Annotated in this window: 17 protein-coding genes; 15 read left to right on the top strand and 2 right to left on the bottom strand. The window is 38.4% G+C overall.

Features of this window, described 5'->3' with window-relative positions:
- Nucleotides 1–146: 146 nt before the first annotated feature.
- The 4 genes from KCTC52924_RS12225 (at nt 147) to lptB (ending at nt 3,095) form a co-directional block, all read left to right on the top strand.
- Nucleotides 147–1,112, top strand: coding sequence for an SIS domain-containing protein (locus KCTC52924_RS12225; RefSeq protein ID WP_251808410.1), 966 nt, complete (start codon nt 147–149; stop codon nt 1,110–1,112).
- Complete coding sequence (tatC, locus tag KCTC52924_RS12220; RefSeq protein WP_251808409.1) at nt 1,112–1,954, top strand: twin-arginine translocase subunit TatC; 843 nt, start codon at nt 1,112–1,114, stop codon at nt 1,952–1,954. Before KCTC52924_RS12225 ends, tatC begins: the two co-directional genes overlap by 1 nt.
- Complete coding sequence (locus KCTC52924_RS12215; protein WP_251808408.1) at nt 1,938–2,288, top strand: carboxymuconolactone decarboxylase family protein; 351 nt, start codon at nt 1,938–1,940, stop codon at nt 2,286–2,288. Before tatC ends, KCTC52924_RS12215 begins: the two co-directional genes overlap by 17 nt.
- Nucleotides 2,289–2,354: 66 nt before the next feature.
- Nucleotides 2,355–3,095 carry an LPS export ABC transporter ATP-binding protein gene (lptB, locus tag KCTC52924_RS12210; RefSeq protein ID WP_251808407.1) on the top strand — a complete coding sequence of 247 codons (741 nt, stop codon included), beginning with the start codon at nt 2,355–2,357 and terminating at the stop codon, nt 3,093–3,095.
- A 111-nt stretch (nt 3,096–3,206) separates the two neighbouring features.
- Here lptB and KCTC52924_RS12205 read toward each other — a convergent pair whose 3' ends face one another.
- Complete coding sequence (locus KCTC52924_RS12205) at nt 3,207–3,971, bottom strand: phosphatidylcholine/phosphatidylserine synthase (RefSeq protein ID WP_251808406.1); 765 nt, start codon at nt 3,969–3,971, stop codon at nt 3,207–3,209.
- A gap of 313 nt (nt 3,972–4,284) precedes the next feature.
- Here KCTC52924_RS12205 and KCTC52924_RS12200 point away from each other — a divergent pair, with 313 nt between their 5' ends.
- The 8 genes from KCTC52924_RS12200 to KCTC52924_RS12165 all read left to right on the top strand — a co-directional run bounded on the left by KCTC52924_RS12200 (nt 4,285) and on the right by KCTC52924_RS12165 (nt 14,314).
- Nucleotides 4,285–5,493 (top strand): DUF4105 domain-containing protein, encoded by a 1,209-nt coding sequence (locus KCTC52924_RS12200; RefSeq protein ID WP_251808405.1) that lies wholly within the window; start codon nt 4,285–4,287, stop codon nt 5,491–5,493.
- Nucleotides 5,494–5,501: 8 nt separating this feature from the next.
- On the top strand, nt 5,502–7,382 hold the full coding sequence (locus tag KCTC52924_RS12195) for an ABC-F family ATP-binding cassette domain-containing protein (RefSeq protein ID WP_251808404.1): 1,881 nt from the start codon (nt 5,502–5,504) through the stop codon (nt 7,380–7,382).
- A 42-nt stretch (nt 7,383–7,424) separates the two neighbouring features.
- A complete protein-coding gene (locus KCTC52924_RS12190) occupies nt 7,425–7,931 on the top strand; it encodes a hypothetical protein (protein WP_251808403.1) in 507 nt (168 codons plus the stop codon).
- Between the two features lie 45 nt (nt 7,932–7,976).
- Nucleotides 7,977–8,129: a hypothetical protein gene (locus KCTC52924_RS12185; RefSeq protein WP_251808402.1), complete on the top strand. Its 153-nt coding sequence runs from the start codon at nt 7,977–7,979 to the stop codon at nt 8,127–8,129.
- 158 nt (nt 8,130–8,287) lie between these two features.
- A complete protein-coding gene (locus tag KCTC52924_RS12180; protein ID WP_251808401.1) occupies nt 8,288–8,866 on the top strand; it encodes a cob(I)yrinic acid a,c-diamide adenosyltransferase in 579 nt (192 codons plus the stop codon).
- Between the two features lie 131 nt (nt 8,867–8,997).
- The gene (locus tag KCTC52924_RS12175) at nt 8,998–9,222 is read left to right on the top strand and encodes a DUF2795 domain-containing protein (protein WP_013994285.1); all 225 of its coding nucleotides are present in this window, start codon (nt 8,998–9,000) and stop codon (nt 9,220–9,222) included.
- A gap of 172 nt (nt 9,223–9,394) precedes the next feature.
- The gene (gene secA, locus KCTC52924_RS12170) at nt 9,395–12,754 is read left to right on the top strand and encodes a preprotein translocase subunit SecA (protein ID WP_251808400.1); all 3,360 of its coding nucleotides are present in this window, start codon (nt 9,395–9,397) and stop codon (nt 12,752–12,754) included.
- A gap of 345 nt (nt 12,755–13,099) precedes the next feature.
- Nucleotides 13,100–14,314, top strand: coding sequence for a sensor histidine kinase (locus KCTC52924_RS12165; RefSeq protein ID WP_251808399.1), 1,215 nt, complete (start codon nt 13,100–13,102; stop codon nt 14,312–14,314).
- A gap of 68 nt (nt 14,315–14,382) precedes the next feature.
- Here KCTC52924_RS12165 and KCTC52924_RS12160 read toward each other — a convergent pair whose 3' ends face one another.
- The gene (locus tag KCTC52924_RS12160) at nt 14,383–14,619 is read right to left on the bottom strand and encodes a hypothetical protein (protein WP_251808398.1); all 237 of its coding nucleotides are present in this window, start codon (nt 14,617–14,619) and stop codon (nt 14,383–14,385) included.
- Nucleotides 14,620–15,168: 549 nt separating this feature from the next.
- Between KCTC52924_RS12160 and msrA the strand changes: the two genes are divergently transcribed.
- The 3 genes from msrA to KCTC52924_RS12145 all read left to right on the top strand — a co-directional run bounded on the left by msrA (nt 15,169) and on the right by KCTC52924_RS12145 (nt 18,697).
- Nucleotides 15,169–15,855, top strand: a complete 687-nt coding sequence (gene msrA / locus KCTC52924_RS12155) for a peptide-methionine (S)-S-oxide reductase MsrA (protein ID WP_251808397.1) — start codon at nt 15,169–15,171, stop codon at nt 15,853–15,855.
- Between the two features lie 121 nt (nt 15,856–15,976).
- A complete protein-coding gene (locus tag KCTC52924_RS12150; protein WP_251808396.1) occupies nt 15,977–17,368 on the top strand; it encodes a DUF1080 domain-containing protein in 1,392 nt (463 codons plus the stop codon).
- Complete coding sequence (locus tag KCTC52924_RS12145) at nt 17,369–18,697, top strand: Gfo/Idh/MocA family oxidoreductase (RefSeq protein WP_251808395.1); 1,329 nt, start codon at nt 17,369–17,371, stop codon at nt 18,695–18,697. It begins immediately after the preceding gene.
- Nucleotides 18,698–18,706 lie beyond the last annotated feature (9 nt).

The following is an 18,706-nucleotide window of genomic DNA, read 5'->3' as shown; positions in this document are numbered from 1 at the left end:
TAAGTAATTTTCTGTTTAAAAATACCTATTTTGCAGAAATAAATTTCTTGAAATATAAAATATCCTATATACTTTAGTTTATGTAATTTTGCAGAATAAATATAAGACTTTCTTTTAGGAAATTCATCACATAATTTAATATTACTTTGAGCAACCATAAAGCTATACTGGCCATAGCAAAGAAAACTATTGAAATTGAGGCCGAGGCAATATATCACTTATCCTCTCTCTTAAACGATGATTTCTCCAAAGCCGTAGAATGTATTCGAACTTGCAAAGGTAGGGTTATTATTTCTGGTATCGGAAAAAGTGCCCTGATAGCCTCAAAAATCGTCGCAACCTTAAATTCAACTGGCACTCCTTCCATATTTATGCATGCGGGAGATGCCATACACGGTGATCTTGGTACAGTACAAGAAGATGATGTGGTAATCTGTATTTCTAAAAGCGGCAATACCCCTGAAATTAAAATGTTGGTCCCCCTAATTAAAAGCGGCAACAACAAATTGATCGGAATGACAGGGAATATTGACTCCTTTTTGGCTACCCAAGCAGATTATATATTGAACACCTATGTAGAAAAAGAAGCCTGCCCCAATAATTTGGCCCCAACTACCAGTACTACGGCACAATTGGTTATAGGGGATGCCCTGGCAATATGCCTATTGGAACTCAAGGGATTTAGCAGTAAGGATTTTGCAAAATATCACCCAGGTGGTGCCTTGGGCAAAAAACTCTATCTAAGAGTTGGCGATATTGCGAGTAAAAACCAAGTTCCAAAGGTTGACATAAAGAGTGATGTGAAATCAGTAATTGTGGAAATTTCCGAAAAAATGCTGGGCGCTACCGCTGTTATGGAAAACAACAAAATAGTGGGCATTGTGACCGATGGAGATATTAGACGGATGCTGAACAAATTTGATAATATTTACGGTTTAACGGCCAAAGATATAATGAGTAGCACTCCTAAAACAATAGCCGTAGACCATCTTGCCGTAAAGGCCCTTGAGCTGATGCAGGCTAAAGGAATTTCGCAATTATTAGCCGTAGATGGCGACAACTATAAAGGAATAGTACACTTACATAATTTAATTAACGAAGGAATAATATAATGGCGAAAAACAAAAAGACCCCAAATGAAATGTCGTTCTTGGACCACTTGGAAGAGTTAAGGTGGCATTTAATCCGCTCTACATTAGCCATTGTAAGTATTGGTAGTATCGCCTTTTTGATGAAGGACTTTGTTTTCGGTACTGTGATTTTTGGGCCTATGATGCCCAGTTTCCCGACCTATGAAGTTTTTTGCAATATGTCGAAATTGCTGGGTTTTAGTGAAGCATTTTGCAGCGCCGAACCACTATTTACTGTTCAGAGTAGGCAAATGTCCGAGCAGTTTTCCGCTCATATCTGGACCTCTATCTGGGCAGGTTTCATAGTAGGCTTCCCTTACCTATTATATGAATTGTGGAAATTTATCGCCCCTGGACTTTATGATAACGAAAGGCAAAATGCCAGAGGATTTATCTTTATTGCCTCTTCTCTTTTTTTTACGGGTGTCCTGTTCGGATATTATGTAGTAGCACCATTGTCCATTAACTTTTTAGGAGGTTATTCTATTAGCGATACCGTTATACGAGAAATAGATTTAAGCTCTTATATCTCTACGGTTAGAGCAGCGGTAATTGCATGTGGATTAATTTTCGAATTGCCGATAATTATTTATTTCTTAACCAAAATTGGTTTAGTTACTCCAGAAATACTAAGGAAATATCGAAAAATAGCCCTTGTAGCCGTATTGATCGTTTCTGCTGTAATTACCCCCCCAGATGTGGCAAGTCAAATTATTGTAGCTGTTCCCATTTTGATCTTATACCAAGTAAGTATTTATATTTCAAAAGTTGTTTTAAGAAGACAAGCCAAAAAAGAGAAAAAACGCAATGTCAAATCAAGTTAAGGAGTTTAACGAGTACCGAACCAAAATGAACGAAAAGATTTTGGGCGACAACAATAAACTAATAAAACGGATATTCAACCTAGACACCAATGCGTATGCCGCAGGTGCCTTGGATGTTAAAACCAAGGAACTTTTGGGTTTGGTGGCCTCTGCTGTGCTACGTTGTGACGACTGCGTTAAATACCACTTGGAAAACTCCCATAAAGAAGGAGTAAGCAAGGAAGAAGTTATGGAAACCCTAGGAATAGCCACCCTGGTTGGCGGTACAATTGTTGTACCCCATCTAAGAAGAGCCTATGAATATTGGGAGGAACTGGAAGATCAGCAAGGTTAAAAAAACAACAATTTCTTTTCCCTGAACAAGATAAGGGTTAGTTTTGGGGAATTGCACCAAAAAAATATGAAGCTAAGAGCAGAGAATATAATGAAGTCCTATCGGGGGCGACAAGTAGTTAAAGGAATTTCTTTGGAGGTAAACCAAGGCGAAATTGTAGGTCTACTGGGCCCAAATGGTGCCGGAAAAACCACTTCTTTCTATATGATAGTCGGCTTGATAAAACCCAACGGCGGAAAAATTTTTCTGGACAAAATGGAAATTACCAACTATCCAATGTACAAAAGAGCACAAAACGGTATTGGGTATCTGGCTCAGGAAGCTTCGGTCTTTAGAAAACTGAGTATTGAAAACAATATCTTAAGCGTGCTACAACTCACCAAATTGAGCAAAAAAGAGCAATTGATGAAGATGGAGTCGCTTCTCGAGGAATTTGGACTTGGACATATACGGAAAAGTAGGGGCGATCTATTATCGGGAGGCGAAAGAAGACGTACCGAAATTGCTAGGGCTCTTGCAACCGACCCGAAATTCATCTTATTGGACGAACCCTTTGCAGGCGTTGACCCTGTGGCTGTAGAAGATATTCAAAGGATTGTAGCCCAACTCAAGGATAAGAATATTGGCATCCTAATAACCGACCACAACGTACAAGAAACCTTGGCCATTACAGAGCGTTCTTATTTAATGTTTGAAGGAGGTATTTTAAAATCGGGAATCCCCGAAGATTTGGCTGCAGACGAAATGGTACGTAAAGTATACCTTGGACAAAACTTTGAACTTCGGAAAAAGAAATTAGATTTTTAGATCGGACTACACTTCCTATCAAATTCCTATTGAACCTACCCTACTATAATCACCCACTATTTTAAAGGGGGCCTTTGTATTCAATTTCCACATAAAATCCCTACCCACTATCTATTCGGGAAGTTTCTTGTTTGCCGTATTAGCAATAATCGAGCTAATGATATAAAAGGCAATTATTGCCGGGATGGCTATAAACCTCATAGTTAAAATAAGTACTAGACTTATTACGATAAATATATAACGCAAGGAGTTGTCCCTAAAACTCCAGTTTTTAAACTTTAACGCGAATAATTCTATAGGCGCATTCAATAAAAAGGTACTAAGTAGTGTGGTAACAATTAAAAAGCCTTCGCTCAAGATAATATCATTTAGCAGATCATTATTGTGATATATAAGAATTAAGGGAAAAGACAAGATTAACAAGGCATTAGCAGGTGTGGGTAGGCCTACAAAAGAAGACTCCTGATTCTCATCTACATTGAATTTTGCCAAGCGATATGCAGAACCTAAGGTGATTAAGAATCCAAGAAAGGGCAACCATGGCATATCCCAAGCACTTTCACCATTAGCCACAGAGACTTCTGAAGTTAATCCAATATTCCATCCCCCATGATGCGACATGTTTAACAATTGATACATTACAATTCCTGGCACCAATCCACTAGTAATCATATCCGCTAGGGAATCCAATTGCAGCCCCAGTTCGCTTTTTACATCTAAAACACGTGCGGCCAAACCATCAAAAAAATCGAAAAAAATACCTAAAAACACAAAGGCAGCTGCGATTTCCAATTGATTTTTTACCGCGAATACTGTAGCTATACAACCACACAATACGTTTAACAAAGTAATACTATTTGGAATATGCCTTTTCATATGTAGCTATTTATTGATTATTACCGGTCATATGCAAACTTGCCTGACGGCAGTCAGGTTCGCATACCTTCATTCATATTTGCGACCAATTTCCGGTTTTGCTCATTTCATAAGTTTAATTTTCAATATCTAATTTATTATGCCTGTCACACTAAATAGACCTTCATCGTCCGTCAGGACCAAGATAGAAAAACCGCTGTAAAAATACCATTTATTAAAAAATGCTGTTAAAATACATCCTCTTTTTTATAATACGATCGCCCAGTGTTCTTTAATCCCTTTATTTATTCGATATTTGTCCTAATTATTACCAATGACAGTGGTCTCGCTTTACAATATGCGGTTAAAAAATCAAATATTTTTATTCTTTTTCAGTATTTCCATATTTTGCTGGGCACAACAGGGTCATCTTTCCCCCAATGCCCAAATAAGCGTGCTTACTTGCGGATCTGGTGATGACCTATATACCACTTTTGGCCATAGTGCCTTTAGAGTACAGGATCCAGTCCAAGGTTTAGATGTGGTATACAATTATGGCACCTTTGATTTTGATCCCCCGATGTTCTACGTAGATTTTGCCATGGGGGATATGTATTACTCCTTGAGCAAACAAGATATGCCCTATTTCTTATACGCCTATGAACTAGAAAACCGATGGGTAAAAGAGCAACTATTAAAGCTTGGGGAATCTGAAAAAGACATCTTGTACCAGTTTTTAGAAACCAATCATCTGCCACAGAATCGGGATTATAAATACGACTTTTTTTACAATAATTGCGCGACAAAAATTGGAGATGTCCTTAAAGAAACTTTGGGCGACCAATTGTTATTTCATGAAGAACACCTTCAAGAAAAATACACTTTTAGGGAACTAATCCACCAAAACTTGACACTTAATTCTTGGTCCAGCTTTGGAATAGATTTGGCATTGGGCTCTGTAATCGACAAATCAGCGAATGCTAGAGAACATATGTTCCTTCCCCTTTATGTAATGAATCAGCTAAGCAACACCACCTTAGATGGGGCTGATCTAGTGAGTAGGGAACGGACTATTTTAAGCAGTAAGGAAAAAAAATCAGAGCAAACCTTCTTTACCACTCCCCTATTTTGGATTTTGGCGCTTATGTTATTTGTGTTGGCCATTACCTATTTGGACTATAAAAATAATGTACGTAGCCGGATCTTGGATTTTGGTTTGTTTAGTATTACTGGGCTAGCGGGTATATTGTTACTCTTTTTATGGTTTTTCACCGACCATACAGCTACTGCCAATAATTTTAATGTCTTATGGGTATTTCCGTTAAATACTATTGTAGCCTTTATTATCCTTAAAAAAAATATAAAGAATTCATGGTTGCCAAACTATCTATTACTACTCTTGGTAATGGTACTATTGACCGCAATTTTATGGATCTTTAATATTCAGTCTTTTTCCCCACTAATTATTCCCTTACTGTTAATGTTTGGAATAAGATATTTTTTTCTGTGGAACTATTTTCAGCAACAAATCCGTTTAAAATAAAATTACAAATGAATCTTCTCACTGTAGAAAACCTATCCAAATCTTTTGGCGAACTGACTCTTTTTTCCAATCTTTCCTTTGGAATCAACAAGGATCAAAAAATTGCCTTTATCGCTAAAAATGGGAGTGGAAAAACCTCCATATTAAATATATTATCGGGTAAGGATTCCTCGGATACCGGCCAAGTGAACATACGCAAGGGCATTCGGATTTCATTTTTGGAACAAGAACCAGACCTAAATCCCGACCTGACTATTGAAGAGACTATTTTTGCTTCGGACAACGAGGTCTTAAGGGTCATTCAAAGATATGAGCACGCTTTAATTAACCCCGAGGATGCAGATGCGTACCAAAAGGCATTCGAGGCAATGGAACGCTATGACGCATGGGATTTTGAAACCCAATACAAACAAATTCTATTTAAATTAAAATTAGAGGATCTCTCCATAAAGGTCAGCCTATTGTCTGGGGGACAAAAGAAGCGTTTAGCATTGGCAAATGCATTGATCAACCGTCCAGACCTACTTATCTTGGACGAACCTACCAACCATTTGGACCTAGAGATGATCGAATGGCTAGAGCAGTATTTTGCCAAGGAAAACCTAACCTTATTTATGGTGACCCACGACAGGTATTTTCTAGAACGGGTATGTACCGAAATCATAGAACTAGACAACGGGCAATTATACTCTTACAAGGGGAATTACTCCTATTATCTAGAAAAAAAAGAGGCCAGAGTAGAACAAGAGGTGGTGGAACAGCATAAATCAAAACTCCTATTTAAGAAGGAGTTGGACTGGATGCGTAGACAGCCAAAGGCCCGTACTACCAAATCTAAATCTAGGATCGATGATTTTAAGGATATAAAAGAGAAGGCCAATATGCGCAGAAACGATCATGAGATCCAATTGGAAATCAGTATGGAGCGTATGGGTAGCAAAATTGTTGAGCTCCACAAGATCTCAAAATCATATCCCAATAAACCTATTTTAGATAATTTTGAATACAATTTCCTAAAGGGCGAACGTATAGGGATCATCGGAAAAAATGGTACTGGAAAATCGACTTTCCTAAATATATTGACTGGCAGGGATCAACCCGATCATGGGAAGGTCATTATTGGGGAGACCATTAAATTTGGGTATTACACCCAAAATGGTATTACTATAAAAGAGGGACAGAAAGTAATTGATGTCATCAGGGAATACGGGGACTACATCCCACTTTTAAAGGGAAGGCAAATATCTGCCCAACAATTGTTGGAGCGCTTTCTGTTTGATCGAAAAAAACAATACGATTTTGTTGATAAACTAAGCGGTGGAGAACGAAAACGCCTCTACCTATGTACGGTTCTTATCCAAAATCCTAATTTCCTGATTTTGGATGAACCTACCAACGATCTGGATATTGTGACTCTAAATGTGTTGGAAAGTTTCCTATTGGATTTCCCTGGTTGTCTCTTGGTGGTCTCCCACGACCGTTATTTCATGGATAAGATTGTAGACCATTTATTTGTATTCAGAGGCGATGCAGAAATAGAAGATTTCCCAGGAAACTATTCCGATTTCAGGGCCTACGAGGATAGTAATGAACAAGACAATAGGGCGGCCAAACAAAAGGAAAATGAATTAAAAAACTCCAAAAGCAGCTGGAAGGAGCCAGATAACGCCAAGAAACTCACCTTTTTAGAACAGAAGGAATACAAGCAATTAGAAAAAGATATTAAAAAGCTGGAAGCTGAAAAAGTAGCTCTCCAGAATAAATTTACGGATGGTAGCCTTTCCGGTGATAAAATTGCGGAACTATCCATCCAACTAAAGGAAATGACAGAAAACATAAACAAAAAAACAGAACGATGGTTCGAGCTTTCAATGTTCGATAACGCTTAAGAATCCAAACCAAAGGATACATTTTAGATCAAAACGGGGATAATGGGAATGTTCTACAGTCTTTTATCACATATAAAATTTTGGCTCACTGCCACCAATCAACACGGTGTGCATTCCCCGTTTGTCTATAGATTTGTAACCAAATGTTTATATCATCCACGTCATTACAAGACGTCAAAATCCATTGGAATTCCACTTAGGACCCTAGCCTACTTCACTGTCAAGAAAGTGCAATTGATTACTGATAACAGGGAAATTGAAAATCAATTATCCATAAATGGAATTTCTATATCAGATACCCCCACAACCTTCATTTATCTAGATTCCCTAAACGAAACCACTATTGAAAAATACGTGACAGGAAATTTAAGGGCCACTAACGATACCATCATTTATATACCGCAAATTTATAGGGATGTAAAAAGGAACAAATTGTGGCAAACTCTAGTGGAATTGGAAGTTGTACAAGTAAGTCTGGATATGTATTACGGTGGGTTACTCTTTTTTAAAAGGGAGCAAGCAAAGGAGCACTTTAAAATTAGAGTTTAATCCCGTAAATTTATTGCGCGATAAGAAATTGCTAAATTTGGTTTTATGGACTACACTATATATATTGTCTTGGCCGTACTTGGATTGGTTTTCTTTATGTCCCAAGGGTTGACCAGAAAAAAAAAGAAGAATCGAAAATCTAAAAGCTTTATGGAAGGCTATTCCAAAGAGGACCGTAAGAATGACAAGGAATCCTGAGCGCTGTGTTTAAATATGAGCAACTAGCATCCATTGCTTTACACACCAACGGCTCCATCATGATAGATGCAATCCTTATTTTAGACATGCATCAATAGTTAACATTGCCTTTGCTTTTTAAGGACATTTTCAATCTACTCAATATCAAAAATGAAAAAATGAAAATATACACCAAAACTGGGGACGATGGTACTACAGGACTATTTGGGGGTACCCGTGTTCCCAAGCATCATATCCGAATAGAGAGCTACGGTACCATTGACGAATTAAATTCATGGATAGGCTTAATCAAGGACCAAAAGATAGATCCCTTCTCCGAGAAAGTCTTGGAGACTATTCAAGATAAACTCTTTACCATAGGCGCTTTGTTGGCTGTAGATCCAAAAAAAGAAAAACTAAAAAACGGAAAAGACCGCTTAAACATTCCTAAAATAGACCCCAGCGATCTGGAATTATTAGAAAAAGAAATTGATCGAATGGAGCAAAACTTGGCACCCATGACCAATTTTATACTTCCAGGTGGACATCCAACCGTGTCTTATTGTCACATTTCTAGGACTATTTGCCGAAGGGCAGAACGTCTGGTGTCTCAACTCAACCAATCATCCTCCGTAGACCCAAATATATTGGCCTATATTAACCGACTTTCAGATTATTTATTTGTATTGGCACGAAATTTATCACAATTCCTTAAGGTAGAGGAGGTTAAGTGGATTCCCAACAAAAATGATCGTTAAAACGCATCAAATTTTTAAAAAAAAAGAGTGAAAATAACTTAATGTTAATAAAATAATTATATTTTACGGAAAATCATTTGGCTATTACATTTTAAAAATTACTTTTGCAAAAATTATAACACACAATTGCGATGTATTGGACATTAGAATTAGCATCCTATTTGAGCGATGCGCCTTGGCCAGCGACCAAAGACGAATTGATAGATTACTCTATTAGAACCGGCGCTCCTTTGGAGGTTGTAGAAAATCTACAATCCATGGAAGAAGAGGGTGGGGAGATATATGAGTCAATTGAAGAAATTTGGCCAGACTACCCTACAGAAGAAGATTATCTTTGGAACGAGGACGAGTATTAAAATATTAACGGAATTACAACACAAAAGTCTCATCAGAGGCTTTTTTTTTACGTAATTTTGAAATTATTTATTCTTACATCCAAACCTAGTAATAAAAACATATTGTGCTTGGTGAATCCAGTGCAAATTCGAAAACCTTCTACAGGGTTTTTCATTAATAACAGTATATATTATGAATTTTTTAAATTCCATTATAAAGGCATTTGTAGGCGATAAGTCCCAGAAAGACGTAAAAAATCTTCAACCTATAGTAGATCAAGTAAAGTCCTTTGAATCAGAATTGGAAAAACTATCGCATGATGAGCTTCGCGAAAAGACCAATTATTTTAGAATCAAAATAAAGGAGGCATCTAAAGTAAACCAAGAGCAGGTAAACAAGCTTATGGACGAGGTTAAAATTTCCACGGACATTGATAAGAACGAGGATCTGTATGGGGAAATCGACAAATTAAAAGAGGAAATATACACCACTTCTGAGGCAATACTCAGTGACATTCTTCCCGAAGCATTTGCCGTAGTCAAAGAAACCGCAAAACGATTTGCAAACAATGAGACCATAACGGTAACTGCATCCGAATATGACAGACAATTGTCAGGTTCCAAGGATTATGTCACCCTAAGCGAGGATCAGGCCATTTGGAGAAACTCTTGGGATGCAGCGGGAAAGGAAGTTACTTGGGACATGGTCCATTATGACGTTCAATTAATTGGAGGGATAGCGCTACATCAGGGCAAGATTGCAGAAATGCATACTGGGGAAGGTAAAACCTTAGTGGCTACTCTACCCCTTTATCTCAACGCCCTTAGTGGGAATGGTGCTCATTTAGTTACCGTAAACGACTATTTAGCAAAAAGGGATAGCGCCTGGATGGCCCCTATATTTGAATTTCATGGGCTTTCCGTAGACTGTATCGATAAGCATCAGCCCAATTCCGACGGTAGAAGATCGGCCTATAATGCGGATATTACCTATGGCACTAACAACGAATTTGGTTTTGATTATTTAAGGGACAATATGGCCCATACTCCATCGGACCTAGTTCAAAGACCGCATAATTATGCCATTGTGGATGAGGTGGATTCCGTTCTTGTGGATGATGCACGTACCCCTTTGATCATTTCTGGTCCTGTTCCCGAGGGAGATCGTCATGAATTTAATGAACTTAAGCCGAAAGTTGGCGATATCGTAAATAAACAAAAGGCATATCTGACCGGAGTTTTGGCAGAAGCCAAGAAATTAATTTTAGAGGGAAATACCAAAGAAGGCGGATTCCTACTGTTAAGAGTATTCAGAGGCTTACCAAAAACCAAGGCCTTGATCAAATTCCTAAGTGAAGAAGGTGTTAAACAGTTACTGCAAAAGACAGAGAACTTTTATATGCAGGACAACAACAGGGAAATGCCTAAGGTAGACGAGGAACTTTGGTTTGTAATCGATGAAAAAAACAATCAGATAGAACTTACTGAAAAAGGAGTTGAATACCTCTCCGGAGACGGTGAAAAAGATTTCTTTGTGATGCCGGACATAGGTAGTGAAATCGCCAAAATAGAAAATCAGGAGCTTGAGATCAATAAGGAAGCGGAACTAAAAGAAGAGTTGTTTAAAGATTTCGCCATTAAGAGCGAAAGGATTCATACAATGAACCAGTTGCTAAAAGCATATACCCTTTTTGAAAAGGATGTGGAATATGTGGTAATGGAAAACAAGGTAATGATCGTAGACGAGCAAACCGGGCGTATCATGGATGGCCGTAGGTATTCAGATGGACTGCACCAAGCTATTGAGGCCAAGGAAAACGTAAAGATCGAGGCAATGACCCAGACCTTTGCTACGGTAACTCTTCAGAACTATTTCAGAATGTACAGTAAACTTTCTGGGATGACGGGAACCGCCATTACCGAAGCAGGTGAATTCTGGGAAATATACAAGTTGGATGTAATGGAAATTCCGACCAACAGACCTATTGCCCGTGATGACAGACAGGATTTAATCTACAAGACCAAACGGGAAAAGTACAACGCCATAATAGACGAGGTTACCAAAATATCACAATCGGGTAGACCGGTATTAATCGGGACCACCTCGGTAGAAATATCGGAATTACTTTCACGAATGTTGACCATAAGAAAGGTGCACCATAATGTCCTTAACGCAAAATTGCACAAGAAAGAGGCAGATATTGTTGCGGAAGCAGGTCATGCAGGAATAGTCACCATTGCCACCAACATGGCAGGACGAGGTACGGATATCAAATTAAGTTCCGAGGTTAAGAAAGCGGGCGGCTTGGCTATCGTAGGTACAGAGCGCCATGATTCCCGTAGGGTAGATAGGCAGTTAAGAGGTAGATCTGGACGACAAGGTGATCCAGGAAGTTCGCAATTTTATGTGTCCTTGGAAGACAACCTAATGCGTTTGTTCGGTTCAGACAGGGTCGCAAAGATGATGGATAAAATGGGATTGGAAGAAGGTGAAGTAATTCAGCACTCCATGATGACCAAGTCTATTGAGCGGGCACAGAAAAAAGTAGAAGAAAACAACTTTGGCGTACGTAAAAGACTGTTGGAGTATGATGATGTAATGAACGCGCAAAGGGAGGTAGTCTATAAGAGAAGGCGACATGCACTACAAGGAGAGCGTTTAAAGGTAGATATTGCCAATATGATCTACGATACTTGTGAGGTAATCGTTGATACCAATAAAGGAGCTAGCGACTACAAAAATTTTGAGTTTGAGCTCATTAAATATTTTTCCATTACCTCCCCTATTAGTGAAGACGACTTCGCAAAGATGGGCGTGATGGATATTGCAAACGTAATATACAAGTCGGCCTACGAGTACTACCAAAACAAAATGGAGCGCAACGCAGCCATTGCATTTCCCGTTATAAAAAACGTATATGAGGACAATGCCAATAAATTTGAAAGAATTGTAGTTCCCTTCACAGATGGAATAAAATCCTTGAACGTGGTTACCAACCTTCAGGAGGCCTATGATTCTAACGGAAAACAATTGGTAACCGATTTTGAGAAGAACATTTCCTTGGCCATCATTGATGATTCCTGGAAGACCCACCTCAGAAAAATGGACGAATTGAAACAATCTGTTCAATTAGCTGTTCACGAACAAAAAGACCCCTTACTAATCTATAAGTTTGAAGCTTTTGAACTCTTTAAAGCAATGATCGAAAAGGTGAACAAGGAAATAGTTTCCTTTTTGTTTAAAGGGGAATTGCCCAATCAAAGTAATGAAATTCAGGAAGCTAAAAACGTTAGCAGACCTAAGGAGAACTTAAAGACCTTAAAGGAAGAAATCCCCAATAGTGATGAAATGGCAGCTCAAAGCAGAGCTGTGGGACAAAATCAGGGTCGTAGAGCACAAGTAACGGAAACAATTATCCGGGAAAAGGCTAAAATTGGAAGAAATGAAAAGATTACTATAAAAAATGTGATGTCTGGTGAAAGTAAAACCGTAAAATACAAGCAGGCTGAACCCCTATTAAACAAGGGAGAATGGGTCATTATAGAGGACTAACCCAATAAGCATTACTGAATTAAACAGTTATAAGCGCGACAATTATAAGATTGTCGCGCTTTTTTTATGGATTTTTAATATATTTATAGATAATAGGTGTTTACTTATGCTACAGGTGGTTTAATGGACAAAGACCAGTCTTAGCATCCGTAGGGCTAGAAATCTCATTTTATAAAGTGCTCAGCACATATACATTGCTTATTTAGTTACAAATTCATACCCAACAGAATTTGACCAAAGTTTAAAATTAGCAAAATTGGATATGAAATATACCATACTCTAATTCAAACGTTTACAATTACTAATATTAACCACCAATAACCATATATAGAGATGCGTCTACCCATGAGCGATCTTTACCGTTTAAAGGATAAAATCCAACTAACCTTACGAGTAAATTATATCTCATCCGTTCTCTGTATTCTTTTTGGGTTGGTATGCTTTTTCATCCTAAAGATTACCGAAGTAATTCCACATGTTTTTTTGGGTTATGGTGTTCTTAACTTACTAAACACTACTCTTTTCTATAGGCATAAATCCCTTACACTTACCTATAATATTACCTCAATAATGGCCTTAGCAACCTCCATAACTGTTACCTTGTATAGTGGAGGAATAAACAGTCCCTTCATTTTTGTATTGGCGTTGATCGTATTTGCGGGGTATATCACTACCCAGACTTATGGTAGGGTTTATTTAAATCTAAACCTCCTAATCATTATATTGATTTACTCCCAGAGTGTGGTGCAATTTAATTTTACCGACAATGTGATTCCAGTTGGGAGCAGAAATCTCTTCAGTCTATTTAGCATCCTTTTTTCGGTTTATATGCTGGGAAGTGTTTTGGGTAAAAACCTGCTTAAGGCCCATCATGAACTTCACAAAATTAAAAAAGAAAATGAAATAAGTATCATAGAAAAAGACACCCTGCTTAAGGAAATCCACCATAGGGTAAAGAATAATCTTCAAACTGTATCGAGCTTACTTAGTCTCCAATCTAGAAGCACTGAAGACATGAAAGTTAAAAGTCTCATAAAAAGTAGCCAAAATCGGGTGATTTCAATGGCCATGGTTCATGAAATGTTGTATATGAGAAAAGACCTTTCTAAAATTGAATACAAGTCCTATGTAAAAGAATTGGGAGATTATTTGGTAAGGTCGTTTAAGGGGACTAATAATAATATCACTTTAAATATTAATATCCCAGAGGTAAAATTAGGAATTGATACGGCCATACCCTTGGGACTACTCATCAATGAGGTGGTCACCAATGCCCTGAAATACGGAATTAAGGATGAAACTCCAGGTGAAATTTATATTGAAATAAAAAAAACAAACCCCAATGATTATCTATTGTACATAGGGGATAACGGTTGCGGTTTTCCCGAGGACACCGACTTCAAGGATTTGCAGTCCCTTGGACTTAAGCTTATCCATAATTTAGCCAGACAACTTAGGGGAAGCATAACTAGAGACACTTCCAAACAAGGGGCCAACTATATTATAGGCTTCTCTGAGGTAAATCATCAATTCGACCCAAATCAAAGCACATCAGTCTAAACCAACCTACTAATAACTACAGCAAACAGATATATTTAAGAATTATAATTTGGCGAAATAATTTTTGACTAAGCCAATCTTGCCTTGTTTAATTTTGTAGAGAAAGACAATGCTCTTTTTATTGTAGAATTCTTGAACTTATACAAACGGGTAACACTATTGTAACTACTCACTACAACCTCTTGGGAGTTGTACTTTTCAATGCCCTCAGTTAAGATTAAAACCTTAACTTCCTCATTTACCTTTTGGCCCTGTGCAGACATTCCAATAAAAAGAACAAAAATTAAGGTTGCGATGGTTTTCATTATATTCGGTTTATTTCATAAATATAACGTCCAACACAGGCAACTACTGGTCAAAAAACGTTTAACCTCCTTATTTTTCGGTGTGTGACAAATAGAACGATAAGGTGTAAAAAAAAGCAGGTAACGGTTAATGGGAGCAAATCCTGTTATCGGATTAAAATCACTTTAATCGATGATTTTTATTGGTTTTAATTGGCACAATTTCAGTCTTTATATAGAGGTGCAAGGAATTTCAGCATTTCTAGTTTTGTGATATGGTATTGAGCCAAATCAAAGACAAGCCTATATTTACACTACTTTAAAACTATTAAAAATAATTTCGTAAGTATTTATGTTCCTTACATACTAATAGGAAAGTCTGCTCGGAATGACTAAAGTTAATTACCTCAGGGTAAACCCATGAGGCATCGGAAGGAAACTACCGATAACATTTAGACGCCCGCATGAACAGAACGGGCAGGCAAGCGTTGAAGCATTCAAATCTCACTCAGTAGGTAAAAGTTACTGTAATTTAATACTATGGTTTCAAAAAATTGAAAATATAAAAACATGAAAAAAAAGATTGAGAAATTTAAATTAGCACGTTTTCTCCTATTATTGGTCGTGGGCTTTGTCACTTTGGGATGTTTGTCTAACACCAAATCGAATAAAAAGTCCACAAACCTGTCCTCTACCCAATCTAAAAACCTACAAGACCTAGAAACCGCCTATTTTGCGAGCGGATGCTTTTGGTGCGTAGAGGCTATTTTTGAGAGTATAAAAGGCGTGCATGAGGTAGTGTCTGGCTACGCTGGCGGTAAGGAGCCTAACCCTACCTATGAAGAAGTAGCCTATGGCAGAACCACCCATGCGGAAGCCGTAGCAGTGTATTACGACCCAAAAGTAATCTCGTATAAAACCTTAGTAAAAGTTTTTTTTGGCTCCCACGATCCCACTACACTAAATAGACAAGGCCCAGACAGGGGTGCCCAATATCGATCTATTGCCTTTTATAAAACCGATTTGGAAAAGAAAATCATAACCGACTATATTTCTAAATTGAAGCACGAAAACGTATATACTTCTCCTATTGCAACAGAGGTAAAACCTTTTACCATTTTTCACGACGCCGAGGACTACCATCAGGATTATGAGAAAAAACACCCCGATAATGCCTATATCAGAAATGTTTCTGTTCCTAGACTAAAAAGATTTCAGCAAAAGTTTCCAGAATTATTGAAAGAAGAAAACCACTGATCACTACATTTAATATAATCATAAGGCGACTTCAACAAGTCGCCTTTTTTATTGGCAAACGGGAATTATTAATCATTTTTATTTATCTTCAGAAATTAAAAGATCAAATAAGCCAACTACAATGAAATCAAAATCAAAAAATTACACCCCCATTTTTGCTATTCTTTTACTTTCCTTACTCATTACTTCCTGTTCAGAATCGAAGAAAGACAACACGCCTTGGACAAGTTTGTTTGATGGTACCACTTTAAACGGTTGGAACCAAAAAGGCGGTGAAGCCAATTACACTGTGAAAGACGGGGCCATAATTGGAACCACAGTCCATGGAACTCCCAATTCCTTTATGGCAACCGATAAGATGTATGACGATTTTATTCTGGAACTGGAGTATAAAGTAGATTCTACTATGAATTCTGGTATTCAGATCAGAAGCAATAGCATTCCCTACTACCAAAACGGGAGGGTACATGGGTATCAAATAGAAATTGACCCATCTAAAAGAGCATGGAGCGCAGGCATCTATGATGAGGGAAGGCGAGGTTGGTTAAATCCGTTAGACAACAACCCAGAAGCACAAAAAGCGTTTAAACAGAACGACTGGAACCATTATAGGATAGAGGCTATTGGCGACACCATTAAGACTTGGATTAACGGAGTAGCTGCTGCTTATTTGATAGATGATAAGACTGCAAGTGGATTTATAGCCCTTCAGGTACACAGTATCGGAAAAAATAAAACCGAAGGCACTCCCATAATATGGAAGAATATTAAAATTCTAACAGAAGACCTAGGAACCTATTCCAGAAAATCACCCTTGAACCCAATAACCACCAAGAATACGCTTAGCGTAGATGAAAAAAAGAACCATTGGAAACTATTATGGGACGGGGAAACCACCCAAGGTTGGCGAGGAGCGCGTTTGGATGCTTTTCCTGAAAAAGGTTGGGAAATTAAGGACGGGGTACTCACCGTATTACCATCGGGAGGAGAAGAGTCTGCTGCAGGTGGCGATATTGTCACTACCGACCTCTACGGTGATTTTGAGTTAAAGGTCGATTTTAAACTTACCGAAGGCGCCAACAGTGGTATAAAATATTATGTAGATACCGACATCAACAAGGGACCGGGTTCCTCTATTGGACTGGAGTATCAAATCTTAGATGATGAACGCCATCCAGATGCCAAAAAAGGCAACCATGAGGGCAGCAGAACCGTTGCCTCCCTCTACGATCTTATTCAGGCAGATCCAAATAAGCCTATTCATCCAATCGGGGAATGGAACACCGCCCACATAAAATCTATCAACAACCATGTAGAACATTGGTTAAATGGCACAAAAGTGTTGGAGTATGAACGCAAAAGCCCTGATTACCGAAAATTGGTAGCCGAAAGCAAGTATGTAAAATGGCCTGTATTTGGGGAAAGCGACGAAGGACATATCCTTCTACAAGATCATGGAGATAAGGTATCCTTCAAAAACATTAAGATCAAACCTATCAATAATCAGGAATAAATGGGCAGTAGAAGAAACTTTATCAAAAAAACTGCGGCAGGGAGTGCAGCGGTTACCATGGGGGGATTAATCCTACCCAATATGAGTTACGCAAATATTTTGGGAGCAAACGACCGATTAAATGTAGCGGTAATTGGGGTTAGAAGTAGGGCCAAGGCCCATATTGTGGCCATACACCAAGATCCCAATGCTAAAATCATATACAATTGTGATGTAGATGACGTTATAATTGCCGAACACAATGAGTGGTGCCAAAAAAATATTGGGTATATCCCAAAGGTAGAAAAGGATTTTCGAAAAATATTGGACGATAAAAAGGTCGATGCTGTCTTTATTGCCACTCCCGAACATTGGCACGCTCCTATGGCCATTATGGCATTACAAGCCGGAAAACATGTATATGTAGAGAAGCCTTGTAGCCACAACCCACATGAAAATGAATTGCTTTTGGCCGCACAAAAAAAATATGGCAAAAAAGTGCAAATGGGCAACCAGCAGCGATCTGCACACAGTTCCATATTGGCTGTAAAAGAAATTAAGGAAGGAATAATTGGAGAAGTCTATAAAGGGGAAGCCTATTATTCCAACAACCGAGGATCTATTGGCACTGGAAATACGATAGACGTCCCCAAAACTTTGGATTGGGATCTCTGGCAGGGACCTGCTCCTAGGGAAAAATACCGGGACAATATTCACCCTTACAATTGGCACTGGTTCCGCAGCTGGGGAACAGGTGAAATACACAACAACGGAACGCATGAGATAGATGTGTGTCGGTGGGCTCTTGGAGTGGACTTACCTGATAGTGTTACTTCCTATGGCGGCAAATACACTTATGAGGACGATTGGGAGTTTGTGGACAACCAACAGGTAACCTTTAAATATGGCGCTGATAAATTCATCAGCTGGACAGGTCATAGTCGCGGCCTAATAAAACCAGATCAACCAGGAAGAGGAGCTACCATATACGGAAGCAAAGGAATGATAACCCTTTCTAGAAACGCCTATGAATTGTACAACTTGGACGGAAGTCTGATCAAAAAAGTGGAAGAGGGTGTTGAAAGCGCCACAACCAATACACAAGGGATGGGAGGATTAGACGTTAACCACGTTCATAACTTCTTTGACGCCATTAGAGAAGACAAGATTCAGAACTCCCCTATTTCTGATGCAAGTATCTCTACCATGCTCTGCCACCTTGGTAATATAGCACAGGACGTTGGCAGGACTATTAATATAGATACGGCGACTGGAAGAATCAATAATGACGCTGAAGCCATGTCCCATTGGAAAAGGGAATATGAACAAGGATGGGAACCTAAAATATAATAAGACTAT

It is taken from the genome of Arenibacter antarcticus (genome assembly GCF_041320605.1).
GTDB classification, from domain to species: domain Bacteria; phylum Bacteroidota; class Bacteroidia; order Flavobacteriales; family Flavobacteriaceae; genus Arenibacter; species Arenibacter antarcticus.
The sequence above is the reverse complement of the archived record's forward strand: the minus strand, read 5'-3'. Positions and strand labels throughout refer to the sequence as shown.

Excerpts from the sequence above, each read along its gene's own strand:
- KCTC52924_RS12195 (WP_251808404.1), top strand. The coding sequence starts at position 5,502 with ATGAATCTTCTCACTGTAGAAAACCTATCCAAATCTTTTGGCGAACTG.
- KCTC52924_RS12145 (WP_251808395.1), top strand. The coding sequence starts at position 17,369 with ATGGGCAGTAGAAGAAACTTTATCAAAAAAACTGCGGCAGGGAGTGCA.
- KCTC52924_RS12215 (WP_251808408.1), top strand. The coding sequence starts at position 1,938 with ATGTCAAATCAAGTTAAGGAGTTTAACGAGTACCGAACCAAAATGAAC.
- KCTC52924_RS12175 (WP_013994285.1), top strand. The coding sequence starts at position 8,998 with ATGTATTGGACATTAGAATTAGCATCCTATTTGAGCGATGCGCCTTGG.
- KCTC52924_RS12180 (WP_251808401.1), top strand. The coding sequence starts at position 8,288 with ATGAAAATATACACCAAAACTGGGGACGATGGTACTACAGGACTATTT.
- KCTC52924_RS12190 (WP_251808403.1), top strand. The coding sequence starts at position 7,425 with ATGGGAATGTTCTACAGTCTTTTATCACATATAAAATTTTGGCTCACT.
- tatC (WP_251808409.1), top strand. The coding sequence starts at position 1,112 with ATGGCGAAAAACAAAAAGACCCCAAATGAAATGTCGTTCTTGGACCAC.
- lptB (WP_251808407.1), top strand. The coding sequence starts at position 2,355 with ATGAAGCTAAGAGCAGAGAATATAATGAAGTCCTATCGGGGGCGACAA.
- KCTC52924_RS12150 (WP_251808396.1), top strand. The coding sequence starts at position 15,977 with ATGAAATCAAAATCAAAAAATTACACCCCCATTTTTGCTATTCTTTTA.
- KCTC52924_RS12200 (WP_251808405.1), top strand. The coding sequence starts at position 4,285 with ATGACAGTGGTCTCGCTTTACAATATGCGGTTAAAAAATCAAATATTT.
- msrA (WP_251808397.1), top strand. The coding sequence starts at position 15,169 with ATGAAAAAAAAGATTGAGAAATTTAAATTAGCACGTTTTCTCCTATTA.
- secA (WP_251808400.1), top strand. The coding sequence starts at position 9,395 with ATGAATTTTTTAAATTCCATTATAAAGGCATTTGTAGGCGATAAGTCC.
- KCTC52924_RS12185 (WP_251808402.1), top strand. The coding sequence starts at position 7,977 with ATGGACTACACTATATATATTGTCTTGGCCGTACTTGGATTGGTTTTC.
- KCTC52924_RS12160 (WP_251808398.1), bottom strand. The coding sequence starts at position 14,619 with ATGAAAACCATCGCAACCTTAATTTTTGTTCTTTTTATTGGAATGTCT.
- KCTC52924_RS12205 (WP_251808406.1), bottom strand. The coding sequence starts at position 3,971 with ATGAAAAGGCATATTCCAAATAGTATTACTTTGTTAAACGTATTGTGT.
- KCTC52924_RS12165 (WP_251808399.1), top strand. The coding sequence starts at position 13,100 with ATGAGCGATCTTTACCGTTTAAAGGATAAAATCCAACTAACCTTACGA.